The following is a 12,626-nucleotide window of genomic DNA, read 5'->3' as shown; positions in this document are numbered from 1 at the left end:
CTGCTTGGCGCCGGCTTAGGCCATTTGGACGATGTACCGGCAGCCAAGCAGACGGACTATCTACACACCTCAGTCACGACCCGTTGCGCGCACTGCACCTCGGGGCGCTGATTCACTATTACAAGAAGAGGGTGGGCCGTATGGATAATGTCGAGCGCCTGGATGTTGCTGCAAGGAGTCGCCCATGCGCCAGCTGATTGCCTATCTGGTGTGCATCACGGTCGCCGGGGTGGTTGCCTTGGCGTTCACGCCTCGCCAGCCCGTGAGTATCGCCGACACCCAGCTCGACACTGGCCGCATGCAGGTCAACGGGCTGCTCAACCTCGGCAAGCGCCAGGTCGCGGTCGGCGAGCGCGGCACCATTCTCATCAGCGATGACCGCGGCCACAGCTGGCAGCAGGCCACTGTTGAACCGCAGCGGCATATCTCCCTGACCGCCCTGGCAGCGCTGAACACCGAGCAACTGATCGCGGTTGGCCAGGACGGCTTGATCCTGCGCTCGCAGGACGCCGGCAGCAGCTGGCACGAGGTGCATATCGAGGCCGATGCCGGCGAGCCCTTGCTCGGTGTGTGGGCCGCTGGCGGCCAGCAGGTCTTCGCCTTCGGCAGTTATGGCAAGTTCTATCGCTCTGATGACGCGGGCCTCAGCTGGCAGGCGCTGGCGCTGCCGGTCGACCGCGCGCACCTCAATGCCATGGATGGCGGCCCGGACGGGCGGCGCATGCTGGTGGGCGAGCAGGGCCTGGTGATGCTCAGCGTCGATAACGGCCTGCACTGGCAGCAGCTGCCTGCCTTCTACAGCGGCTCACTGTTTGGCGTGGTGCGCCTGAGCGCCGAACGCTGGGTGGCCTATGGCATGCGTGGCAATGTCTTTGTCACCGACAACTTCGGCCAGTCGTGGCAGGCCCTCAAGGTGGGCAGTAACCAACCGCTGTACGGCCATGTGCTGCTGCCCGACAACGCAGGTGTGCTGATTGTCGGTGCGGGCAGCTCGATGGTACGGCTGGATGGGGAGGGCCGATTGCTCGGTATTCATCGTCAACCCGGTCTGGGGACGTTGACCTCGGCCATTGTCATGGGGGCTGACCAGGTGCTGGTGGCCGGTGAGCGTGGTGTATTCCAGGGAAACGGTAACAGCGTTGCCGCCCTTGGCAAGCGGGGGGCTGTACATGAAGCGCGTTGATTCCTGGGTTGAACGCAAGGTCGAGCGTTGCGCCGACTTGCTGCTGGCTCGCCGTAAACTGCTGTTGACCTTGTTCATGCTGCTGACCCTGGGGTTGGGCTACAGCGCCACGCACACCCAACTCGACCCTGGGTTCAACAAGCAGATCCCGGTGCGCCACGCGTACATGCTCAATTTCCTCACGTTCAGCCAGTACTTCACCGGCGCAAACCGCTTTCTGGTGAGTGTGAAGTGGAAAGGCGAAGGTGACATCTACAACCCGCAGTTTCTGGAGACGCTGCGCAAGGTCACCGATGATGTGTTCTTCATCAATGGCGTCAGCCGGGCGAGCGTGACCTCGCTGTTCACCGCCAATGTGCGTTACATCGAGATTACCGAAGAAGGCTTTTTTGGCGATGTGGTGGTGCCGCCGCGCTTCACCGGCACCCCGCAAGACCTGGCCCAGGTGCGTAGCAATGCGGCGCGTTCCGGGCAAGTGGGCCGCCTGGTGGCCAATGACCTGAAATCGGCCATGGTGCGTGCCGACCTGCAGGACATCGACCCGCAAACGGGGAAAGCGGTCAACTACGTTGAAGTGGCCGAGCGCCTGGAAGCCATTCGCGCCAAGTACGCCAGCGACCAGGTCGAGATCAACATCGTCGGTTTCGCCAAGCTGGTGGGCGATGTGGTCGAGGGGTTGATGACGGTCATCGGCTTCTTTGCCGTCGCCTTCCTGATCACCGGGGCGTTGCTGTGGCTGTACTCGCGCTCGCTGCGCCTGACCGTGGTGGCCTTGCTGGTGGCGCTGCTGCCGGTGGTGTGGCTGTTGGGCTTGCTACCGCTCATGGGCCTGGGCATTGACCCGATGTCGATCCTGGTGCCGTTTCTGATTTTCTCCATTGGCGTCTCCCATGCGGTGCAGATGACCAACGCCTGGAAGCAGGAAGTACTGGCCGGGAAGGACTCGCTGCAGGCGGCGCGGTCGGCCTTCTGCAAGATCTTCATCCCCGGTTCGCTGGCGTTGTTGATGAATGCGCTGGGTTTTGCCGTGATCATGCTGATCGATATCCCCATCGTGCATGAGCTGGGGGTGACAGCCTGTATTGGTGTGATGCTGATGATCATCACCAACAAGTTGATGCTGCCGATCATCATTTCGCACCTGCGCCTGGAACCGGCGGTGTTGCGCAAGGGGCAGGTTCAGCAACACGGCAGGCACCCGCTGTGGTGGCGGCTGTCGGCGCTGGCCGAGCCACGCCCGGCGCTGGCGGTGCTGGTGCTCAGCGTGATGCTGCTGAGTGTTGCGGTGGTCAAGGCGCGGCAGCTGGAGGTGGGCGACATCGGCGCCGGGGCGCCGGAACTGCGTGCCGAATCGCGCTACAACCAGGACAACGCGAACATCATCAGCAGTTACTCCATCGGTCTGGATGTATTGGCCGTGTTCGTTCAGGCCCAAGGTGTGGAAGAGGCCTGCCTGTCGCCGACGGTGATGCGCGCGGTCGAAGCGTTCGACTTCCAGATGCGCAGCGTCACCGGGGTGCAGTCGGTGCAGAGCGTGGCAGGGTTTGGCAAGACCGTGATTGCCGGCAACAACGAAGGCAACCCGCGCTGGGCGGCCATTCCGGGCTCGGCCCGTGGCCTTAGCCAAGGTGCGCGGGCTTATGTACCCGAAGACGGCTTGGTGACCGATGGCTGCCAGCACATGCAGATTCTGGTGTTTCTCACCGACCACGATGGCGCCACCGTGGCCCATGTGGTCAAGGAGGCCCAGCGCATCATTGCGCAGGTGCAGGTGCCGCAGATCACGTTCCTGCTGGGCGGGGGCAACGTCGGCGTCATGGCGGCGTCCAACGATGCCGTCAAACATGCCGAAGTGGTGATGCTGGTGGCGCTGTTCGGCTCGGTCTGGCTGTTCTGCTGGCTGACCTTCGGCTCACTGCGGGCGGTGCTGTGCATTCTGGTGCCGCTGGCGATCGTGGCAGTGCTGTGCAATGCGTTGATGGCCATGCTCGGTATCGGCCTGAAGGTGGCGACGTTGCCAGTGATGGCGCTGGGGGTCGGGGTTGGGGTGGACTATGGCATCTACCTTTATGAGCGCATTCAGCACGAAATGGCTGCCGGTGCCGACCTGCGCCAGGCGTTTTACCAAGCCATGTGCCAACGCGGCACAGCGGCGGTGTTCACGGCCCTGACCATGGCCATCGGCGTGTGCACCTGGGCGTTCGCACCGCTGAAGTTTCAGGCCGATATGGGGGTCTTGCTTTCATTCATGTTCTTGGTCAATGTGCTGGGGGCGATTTTCCTGCTGCCGGCATTGGCCGCCTGGTTCAATCAGGGTAAACCCCTCGTGCTGGCCAAGCCTGGCCGCACACCGCATGCGCAAGTGTTCGAATCATAACAATAAAAACGGGCACGGCCTGGGCTGTGCCCTGCGAGGAGACGGGCGATGGAAAATGCCAGCTTGAGCGTTCAAGCCTTGGCCGAAATGGGCCTGGAGCTTGATGAGTACGATCGGCTGATTGGCGAGTTTTACGACGGTGCGCTAGACCAGAAGCTGATGGCCAAGTCCTTGCGGCACATCCGCGGTCTGTTCCAGGCCAACTATGTGACCTTGATCTTGCGCGTGCCCGAGCAGCCCGACATGGGCTTGATGATTGTGGTGGGCGACATCGAAGGCGAAGGCGAGGTCAGTTACTGGGCCTACCCGCAAGCGGTCACGCCTTTCAGCAACCAGCCGCTGGACCGTGTGTTCACCGTCGAAGACCTGATGACCGAGGCCGAGTGGACGGGGTCGGCCTACTTCAAGACCTACTGCATCAGCCAGGACATCTACCATGTCATGGGCGCCGACATCTCCACGCCCGATGGCGGCAAACTGCGCTTTCGCATCACCCGGCCGAAAAGCGCGCCGAAATTTTCCGCGGCCGAACGCACCCTCTGCGAGATGTTCCTGCCGCACCTTCGGCGGGCCATGCACGTGCACAACCTGCTCGACCGCAGCGAGTCCATCAGTGAGCTGTACTCCCAGGCGATCAGCCGCTTGTCGGTGGCCACCATCGTGCTTGACCAGACGGGCAGCGTGTTGCGCCTGAACCCTGTGGCCCGGGAGCTGCTTGAGCGCGCCGACGGCCTGAAACTGGTCGGCGGGCGCCTGGAAGCGACCTACCCCAGCGATAACCGCGAATTGCAGCGCCTGGTGCGCAGTGCCTTTGCGCGCGACATGGGCAATGAAAAGGTCAGTGCCGCTGCCGAGGCCATGTCGGTGGCCAGGCCGTCCGGCAACGTCAACCTTGGCGTGGTGGTCGAGGCCATTCCGACCCAGGACTGGGCAGAGGGTAAAACCAAACCGGTGGTGGTCGTGTATATCCGTGATGCGGTGGGCCGCTCCATGGCCAACGAGACCGTGACCAAACAGTTGTTCAACCTGACCCGCGCCGAAACCGCGCTGGCCATGGAGTTGGCCAACGGCCTGTCGCTTGAAGAAGCGGCCGAAGTGTTGAACGTGCGCCGCAACACCGCCCGCGCCCACTTGCGTTCGATATTTTCCAAGACCGGCGTACGCCGCCAGACGGAGTTGGTGCGCATCATCCTCAACAGCGTGGTTGCCCTGGGAAAGCCCAAGGCAGCCCTGCTGGCACCCGATAAGCTCGAAGCACCTGCCTTGAAGCTGGCAGCGCCGCTGCGCAACAGCGCCTGACCCTCACCGGTCACCACACGAACGCCCCGCGCCTGCCTGCCAGGCCGGGGCGTTTTAGTCCGTGCGGACGATGTTGGCGGGTGGCTGCGCCACCAATACTAGCCCGCACCGTTATTTAACGAGGAACGACGTTATGCCAGTTACAGCCGTCAGCGGTTCTGCTTCAGGGATCGGCGCCGCCGTGTGCCAGTTGCTGCGTGCCGCAGGCCATCGGGTGATCGGCATCGACCGGGCGAATGCCGAGGTGCTTGCCGACCTGTCCAGCGCCGCCGGGCGCCAGGCCGCCATCGCTGCAGTGCTCGAACAGGGTGAGGGTGTGCTCGACGGCCTGGTCTGCTGCGCCGGGGTGGGCTCCAGCGCGTTGTCCGATACCATCGTGTCGGTGAACTACTTTGGCGTCACCGAGCTGCTCGATGGCTTGGCCGATGCCTTGGCCAAAGGCCAGGCGCCGGCAGCGGTGGTCATCGCCTCGATTGCGGCAACCCATGTTAACCCCGACCAGCAGCCGATGGTTGCCGCCATGCTCGCGGGCAACGAAGCCCTCGCCCTGGAACAGGCCAATGCGCTTGAGCAGTCGCACGTGGCCTACGCCTGCTCCAAATATGCCGTGACCGCCAACGCGCGCGGCAAGGCGGTGGACTGGGCCCGGCAGGGTATCCGCTTGAATGTGGTGGCGCCGGGTGCAGTCGAGACCCCCTTGCACCAGGCAGCGCTCAATGACCCACGTTTCGCCAAGGCGGTACGCGAGTTCGTCGCGCCGCTGGGGCGCTCGGCCCACCCGGAGGAAGTCGCCCAGGTGGTGGTGTTTCTGCAGTCGGCGCAGGCGAGTTTCGTGCACGGCAGCGTGGTATTCGTCGATGGCGGAATGGATGCCAGGGTTCGCCCGGCACGCTTCTGACTTTTATCCCAGGGAGAGCACGCATGACCAAGGTGGCATTCATTACCGGCGCCAGCCGCGGTATCGGGCGCGAAACGGCATTGGCCTTTGCCCGGGCGGGGTTCGATGTGGCCATCAGTGCCCGCACGGTGGAAGAGGGCACCCACCTGGAGCACCGCTTGCATGATGCGCAAGGCAAGCCCTTGCCCGGCAGCCTCAACGACACCGCGGCAGCCATTCGTGCACTGGGGCGCCAGGCGTTGGTGGTGCCCATGGACTTGCTCGACAGCAAATCGGTATTGCAGGCCAGCCAGGCGGTATTGTCGGCCTATGGCCGGATCGATGTGCTGGTCAATAACGCCATCTATCAAGGCAATGACCTGAACGGGGCGTACATGAGCCTGCAGGCGCACACCCTGGACCGCGTGTACAGAGCCTATGTATTGGCACCGATGCTGCTGACCCAGTCGGTACTCAAGGCGATGCTTGCCCAAGGCGCCGGGGTGGTGATCAACGTCACCTCGGGCGCTGGCGAAAGCGACCCCCCGATGGCGGCGGCGGACGGGGGCTGGGGCTATGCGTATGGAGCCGGCAAGGCGGCAGTCTCCAGGGCCAGCGGGGTCATCGCCGCCGAGTTGGGCGGGCAGGGGGTTCGCGCGTTCACGCTCAACCCCGGTGTAGTCACCACCGATGCGCTCAAGGCCACGCTGGGCGAGCGCGGCGTGCTGGCCATGCGCAGCGGCACGGCACCGCCGCAGGTGCCGGCCCAGGTAATGGTATGGCTGGCCACTGCGGAGCAGGCCGCACGCTTCCAACGGCGCACGATTGCCGCGCAACCCTTTGCCCTGGAGCACGGTATCGTCGACGACTGGCGCTGAGACAAAGCCTGCGAAGTGGTTTGTGTGGGGGCTATCTAGTCCATGCGGAGGATGAGCCTCGGCGCCTGCTCGGTGAAGATTGGCCGGGCAAGTTACCGGGGATTTCCACACGAGGAACAATAACAATGACCAAGCTCGCAGCAATCAATGTCGACAGTGTTCTGGCCCCTCGCTTTGGCCGAGGCTGGCATTGCCTGGGTGAAGCGGCCGATTACCGTGACGGCCAGTTGCATACCCTGAATATCTTCGGCACGCGCTTGCTGGCCTTCGCCACCTCCGCGGGCCAGATCAGCGTGATTGATGCGCACTGCCCGCACATGGGCGCCGACCTTTCGCGCGGCACGCTGGAGAACGATCGGGTGGTCTGCCCCTTCCACCACTGGCAGTACGATGCGACCGGCAAATGCGTGGAAATTCCTTACTGCAAGCGCATACCGCCCAAGGCCAAGACCCGCAGCTGGCTGACCTGTGAAGAAAACAACCTGTTGTTCGTCTGGAACAACCCGGAGGGCAACGCCCCGGCCGCCGACGTGGTGATCCCGCACCTGCCGGAGCAAGACAGCGACGCCTGGCTGCACGACTGGCACATGGACAAGCTGATTATCGAGACCAACCCGCGGGAGCTGGTCGACAACCTGGCAGACGCCCAGCACTTCGGCCCGGTCCACGGCACGCCGACCAAGTACTTTGCCAACGTGTTCGAAGGCCATATTGCCCAGCAGATTTTCCATGGCGATTCCGAGCGCCTGGGTGGCGACCTGGTGGCGGAGTCGGCCTACTACGGCCCGGCGACCCACTTTACCCGCATGCGCGCGGTGTTCGAGGGCATGGAGATCCATTCGATCCTGCTCAACTGCCATGTACCGATCAACGCCAACAGCTTCGAGCTGCGCTTTGGTTGCATGGTGAAAAAGATCGATGGCTGGAGCGAAGAGCAGAACCGCGCCCTGGCTCAAGACTATGTGATGCGCAACCGCGAGTCGTTCTACCAGGACGTGGACATCTGGGCGCACAAGGTCCGGGTCAACAACCCGGTCCTGGCGCAAGGCGATGGCCCGGTCTATCAGCTGCGTGAATGGTATGAGCAGTTCTTCATGGACGAAGCCTGCGTGCCCCCTGCCATGGCCGAGCGGCGCGAAATCATCACCGTCGGCCAGCGCTGATACCCAGACGAGCAGGAGTGCGCAATGAACATGAATGGCCGTAAAACGCTGTCGATCATGCTGGCCGCCAGTTTCGCTTCGACGATTGGAGGGCTGCCGTTCAACACCTTGCCTATCCTGCTCGGCTCGATGGTCGACAGCCTTGGCTTCAATGCCGGGCAGATCGGCATGCTGGGGGCGGTGTGTTTTGCCGGCTATCTGCTGGGCACCGTGGTGGCTGTGGCGTTGATCGACCGCATGAACTGGCGTGGGCTGACGCTGGGCTGTGCCCTCGGCGCTGCGGCGGCGTACTGGATGTCGTCCTGGCTGCCCGCCGCGGCGCAGTTGCCGGTGTGGGCGTTGATCGGTTTCTTTGCGGCGCTGATGACCTGCCTCGGCATGCGCATCATGGGGCAGATGGCCAACAAGGAGCGTGCCCTGGGTATGCGCCTGGGGATCGAGCTGGCGGTGGTGGCGGCCGTGTTGTTCGCCTTGCCGCCGTTGGTGATTGCGCACTTTCACTACGCCGGCGCAGCGCTGATGCTGGCCGTGATGATTCTGCTGTTAAGTTGCAGCGCCCTGGCCTTGCCCAGGCGCGAGGACTTCGTCGGTGAGGGTGGCCCGGCCCACCACGGGTCGCTGCTTTCACGCTTCAGCTGCCCACCCGCCGCCTATGCCGCGCTGGCATGCTTTTTTCTGTTTGGTGCCGGGCAGATCGGGTTGTGGGCGTTTCTGGAGCGTTTGGGGCATGCCCTGGCCCTGCAGCCGACTGAACTGGGGGTCGTTTTCGCCGTGTTGAAGCTGTTGGGCGGCGCGGCGGCCCTCGCATTGGCTTTGGTCGGTGACCGCCTGGGTGTGCGCTTGCCGCATGGGGTGGTTCTGGCCGTTCTGGGCTCCGGGCTGTTGCTGCTGGCCAATGCCGAGGGCTTTCTGGGCTATGCCCTGGGCGCCTGGATCTGGGAGGTGGGGTTCACCTGGGGCTGCGTGTATCTGACTGCGGCCATCGCGCGTCTGGACAGCAGTGGCCGGTCGATCATGCTGATTCCGGGGGCGTTTGCCCTGAGCTCCATGGCAGGGCCGGCGTTGGCCGGGCAACTGGTCAGCGGGGGGTACAGTGCGCTGTTGTGGGTGGCCGCCAGCTGTGCGGTGCTTCCTGTGCTGGTGTTCTCCTGCCTGCTGGCGCGGCCCTCAGCGCAGACGGCGGCGCTAGGGGCGGCACGGTAAATTCGCAGCTTCAACCATTGGCAGGGCAAGTGCCGCTCGACGACGCGGCGGCCTGGCTGATCAGGGCCGCCAGACGCTTGACGTTGGCTTGCTGGGCAATCACCACGTCATCGATGCTGCTGCCAGCGGCGGTCTGCAAGGTGCTGCGGCAGGTCAGCTGGGTATTGGCTTCGCGGGCGCGCAAGCGCCACCTGGCGTCCAGCAGTGCGTACTGCCCCGGCAGTGAATCGAAACGTTGCACATCCACGCGCAGGGACAGCTTGCGAGCGGGGCGAGTATTGCTCAGTTGGTCGACCAACGCGCTGCGCAGCTCATCCACCAGCGTGGCGCCCCACCACTGCGTCTCGAGAATCGCCAGGCTGCTGTCGCCCTGGCGGATGACCAGTTGTGGCCGGTCGACCTGTGGCGGAACGCTGACACTTTCGATCAGGATCTCGTCCGCGGCGTTGTGCGACGTGGGTGCCGGCTGCGCCGGCGTGAGGGTATGGAACTGGATCGGGTCGCTGCGGCAAGCGCCCAGGGCCAATAGCGCGACCAGCAGGGTAATCCTTGGCAGCTGGGTCATGTTCAACACTCCTGTGGTCATTTGCGGGGCGGCCCTTGCAAGTCCATCGGCCCCGCGTTGTCCGGGCGGCCACGGATCAGCGACTCGGGGTTGCGGCCCAGGTAGTCGGCAAGCTCGCGCAGGGAGCGCGACATGCGCCCCAGCTCGTCGAGCGTCTGGGTCAGCTGTTCACGCTGTGGCGAGTCTTCGGCCAGGGTCGAATTGGCCGACTTCAGGGTATTGCTGACCTCTGCCAGGGTGTTCTGCACCCCTGGCAAGGTCCGTGCGTTGAACTGGGTCAGGCCCTTGCGCAGCTCTACCAGGTTGGCATCGAGGTTACCGGCAATACGCTCCAGCGGCAGCCGGTTGAGCTTGTCGACCATGGTCTGCAACTGCTCCTGAAGCAGCTCCAGGCTGCCTGGAATGGTCGGGATGACCACCGGGCGGGCCGTCGGGTCGAAGGCCACCTTCTCGGCTTTGGGGAAGAAGTCCAGGGCGATGTACAGTTGGCCGGTGAGCAGGTTGCCACTGCGCGCCTGGGCACGCAGGCCGTTGTCGATAAAGGTGCCGATCAGCTTGGCGGCGGAGGCTTCGTCATTGGGGTCGTGCTGCAACACCTTGAGCATCTTCTCGTGCGCCCGGCCCAAGCGTTGCGGGTAGATGACGATGCCGACATTGACCGGGAAACTGCGTTTGACTTCATCGAAGTCCAGGTTCACCGCGACCACTCGGCCAATCTCCACGCCCAGGAACTCGACCGGCGCACCGACCTTGAGGCCGCGCATCGCCTGGTCGAAGCGTAGCGCCAGGTACTGCGCCTTGCCGGCGGGCGGGGCCAATGCACCGGCCTGGTCGGCGAACAGTTCAAAGCGCTGGTTCTCGCTGGCGGCCGTGTCGTTCGGGTTGTAATCCGGCGCGCGGAAGGCGATGCCGCCGACCAGGATCGACGACAACGACTCGGTTTTCAGCGCAAAACCATTGGCGCCGACCTCCACATCAATGCCGCTGGCGTTCCAGAAACGTGTGTTGGCGCTCACGAAGGCGTCGTTGGGTGCATGGATGAAGATCTCCACGTCCACCCCTTTACCTTCCTGGTCGAGGGCGTAGGCGACCACCTGGCCGACCGGGATCTTGCGGTAATACACGGGCGAACCGATGTCCAGCGAGCCCAGGTCCTGGGTGTGCAGGGTGAAGTGCTTGCCGGGCTCGCCGTAGGTGATGGCCGGCGGGTTCTCCAAGCCGATGAAGTGCTTCACGCGGGTGCTCGACTGGCCGATGTCGGCGCCGATGTAATCGCCCGAAAGCAGGGTGTCGATGCCCGACACGCCACCGGCGCCGATGCGTGGGCGGACTACCCAGAACTTCGAGTCCTCGCGGGTGAAGCTCTCGGCCTGCTTGTCGAGCTTGACGGTGGCGTTGACGTTTTTCTGGTCGTCACTCAGGGCCACTTCGGTGACGTGACCGATCACCACGTTACGGTAACGTACCTCGGTCTTGTTGGCCGCCAGCCCCGCGCCGGTCTTGAAGGTGAGGGTGATGGTCGGGCCTTCCTGCATCAGGTTGTGCACGACCAGGGAAAGCCCGACCAGCACGGCCACGATGGGCACGATCCACACCAAGGAAAAGCCGAAGCGCCGAGTCTTGACCGGTGCAGGGCCGGGAGTGGGCGCGTGGTCATTGCTGGATGGGGTCATCCATGAGCTCCTTGTCAGGTGGCGTGTCCCAGATCAGGCGGGGGTCGAAACTCATTGCTGAGAGCATGGTGAACACCACCACCAGGCCAAAGAACAGGATGCCCGGACGCGGCTCGATGTCACCCAGCGCTTGAAACTTCACCAGCGCCGCGACCAGCGCTACCACCAGCACATCGAGCATCGACCAATAGCCGATCAGTTCAACGAAACGGTAGAGCTTCGAGCGCTGCTGTTGCGCCCAGGTACTGCCGCGCTGGACGGTGATCAAGAGCATCGACAGGGCCACGAACTTCACCCCGGGCACAGCGATGCTGGCGATGAAGATGATCAGCGCAATGTCCCAGGCGCCGTGCTCCCAGAACTCCAGCACACCGCTCATGATGGTGCTGTCGGCGCCGCTGCCGAGCATCATGGTGTTCATCACCGGCAGCACGTTCGCCGGTACATAGAAGGCCAGGGCGGCCAGCAGGTAAGCCCAGGTGCGGCCCAGGGAATTGGTCTTGCGCCGATGCAAAGGGGCGTCGCAGCGCGGGCACTGGTGCGGTTCGTCGTGCATGTCGCAGGCCAGGCCACAGCTGTGGCACAGGCACAGGTCAAGCTCGCTGGCGGTTGGCGGCCGGCTCATGGCATGTCCCACAAGTCACGAATATCGCGCCCGGCGATACGGATCATCAACAGGCTCAACACGGCCAGTGCGAGCAGGCCGATACCCGGCAGCACATCGAGCATACCGGCGAGTTTGAACACCGCCACCATCGCCCCCAGCAGGCACACTTCGAGCATGCTCCAGGGGCGCAAGGTCTCCAGCCAGCGCATGCACAGCTTGAACGCGGGCGAGCGGCGGGCGGTGAGGGCAAAGCCCAGTACCCAGATGAGCAACAGCAGCTGGAAGGCGGGGGCGATGATGATCGAAATGGCCGCGACCATGGCCATGAAGGTAATCGGCCCCTGGCTCAATGCCAGCACCGAGTCCCATAACGTGGCACTGTTTTTAAGCCCCTGCAGGCTGATGCTCATCACCGGGTAGAAGTTGGCAAACAACCACAGCACCGCAGCGGTGAAGCTTAATGCCAGGCGTTGTTCCACCGTCAAGCCGTTGTGCCGCTGCAGCACACCGCCGCAGCGCGTGCACACGGTTTTCTGATGCTTGGCGAGCAATGCCTTCTGATAAACGCAATCGCAGTGCTCGCAGATGATCAATTGCTCGGGTGTGGACATCATGATGCTCTGATCAACCGGCAGTGAGGCCTTTCTGAATATAGAAGCGCTCTGGCATTAGGCAAATGGCAGGGGCACGAAACACCGGTTGTTCCCTGGCTGGGAAGGGGGGTTACGCCCTTGGTGCCTGAAGATACCGATAGGTTTGCGGTGGGGGCGGTGTTGATCTGGTAGAGGTCGGCTTGGGGTC

Annotated in this window: 11 protein-coding genes; 7 read left to right on the top strand and 4 right to left on the bottom strand. The window is 63.6% G+C overall.

Going from position 1 to position 12,626, the window contains the following annotated elements:
- Positions 1-184 precede the first annotated feature (184 nt).
- The 7 genes from NP534_RS07035 (at position 185) to NP534_RS07005 (ending at position 8,980) form a co-directional block, all read left to right on the top strand.
- On the top strand, positions 185-1,183 hold the full coding sequence (locus NP534_RS07035; protein WP_258713733.1) for a WD40/YVTN/BNR-like repeat-containing protein: 999 nt from the start codon (positions 185-187) through the stop codon (positions 1,181-1,183).
- Positions 1,170-3,560, top strand: a complete 2,391-nt coding sequence (locus NP534_RS07030) for an efflux RND transporter permease subunit (protein ID WP_274098256.1) — start codon at positions 1,170-1,172, stop codon at positions 3,558-3,560. The genes NP534_RS07035 and NP534_RS07030 overlap by 14 nt, the downstream gene beginning before the upstream one ends.
- Positions 3,561-3,608: 48 nt before the next feature.
- The gene (locus NP534_RS07025; protein WP_274098255.1) at positions 3,609-4,859 is read left to right on the top strand and encodes a helix-turn-helix transcriptional regulator; all 1,251 of its coding nucleotides are present in this window, start codon (positions 3,609-3,611) and stop codon (positions 4,857-4,859) included.
- Between the two features lie 133 nt (positions 4,860-4,992).
- The gene (locus NP534_RS07020; RefSeq protein ID WP_274098254.1) at positions 4,993-5,757 is read left to right on the top strand and encodes an SDR family oxidoreductase; all 765 of its coding nucleotides are present in this window, start codon (positions 4,993-4,995) and stop codon (positions 5,755-5,757) included.
- A gap of 23 nt (positions 5,758-5,780) precedes the next feature.
- Positions 5,781-6,614, top strand: coding sequence for an SDR family NAD(P)-dependent oxidoreductase (locus NP534_RS07015; protein WP_274098253.1), 834 nt, complete (start codon positions 5,781-5,783; stop codon positions 6,612-6,614).
- A gap of 125 nt (positions 6,615-6,739) precedes the next feature.
- Entirely contained in the window at positions 6,740-7,777 is a 1,038-nt protein-coding gene (locus NP534_RS07010; protein ID WP_186664283.1) for a Rieske 2Fe-2S domain-containing protein, read from the top strand.
- Positions 7,778-7,801: 24 nt separating this feature from the next.
- Complete coding sequence (locus NP534_RS07005; protein WP_274098252.1) at positions 7,802-8,980, top strand: MFS transporter; 1,179 nt, start codon at positions 7,802-7,804, stop codon at positions 8,978-8,980.
- A 10-nt stretch (positions 8,981-8,990) separates the two neighbouring features.
- Here the strand turns inward: NP534_RS07005 and NP534_RS07000 are convergent, their stop codons facing one another.
- From NP534_RS07000 to NP534_RS06985, 4 genes are read right to left on the bottom strand one after another with little or no spacing between them, the layout of a single operon-like run.
- Positions 8,991-9,545, bottom strand: coding sequence for a PqiC family protein (locus tag NP534_RS07000; protein ID WP_033698495.1), 555 nt, complete (start codon positions 9,543-9,545; stop codon positions 8,991-8,993).
- A gap of 17 nt (positions 9,546-9,562) precedes the next feature.
- The gene (locus tag NP534_RS06995) at positions 9,563-11,218 is read right to left on the bottom strand and encodes a PqiB family protein (protein WP_274098251.1); all 1,656 of its coding nucleotides are present in this window, start codon (positions 11,216-11,218) and stop codon (positions 9,563-9,565) included.
- Entirely contained in the window at positions 11,199-11,843 is a 645-nt protein-coding gene (locus NP534_RS06990; protein ID WP_274098250.1) for a paraquat-inducible protein A, read from the bottom strand. Before NP534_RS06990 ends, NP534_RS06995 begins: the two co-directional genes overlap by 20 nt.
- Positions 11,840-12,436, bottom strand: coding sequence for a paraquat-inducible protein A (locus tag NP534_RS06985; RefSeq protein ID WP_033700120.1), 597 nt, complete (start codon positions 12,434-12,436; stop codon positions 11,840-11,842). The genes NP534_RS06990 and NP534_RS06985 overlap by 4 nt, the downstream gene beginning before the upstream one ends.
- Positions 12,437-12,626: the final 190 nt, after the last annotated feature.

The organism is Pseudomonas sp. 39004, assembly GCF_028682155.1.
GTDB lineage: Bacteria > Pseudomonadota > Gammaproteobacteria > Pseudomonadales > Pseudomonadaceae > Aquipseudomonas > Aquipseudomonas capeferrum.
This window is presented reverse-complemented; position numbering and strand designations above follow the sequence as displayed.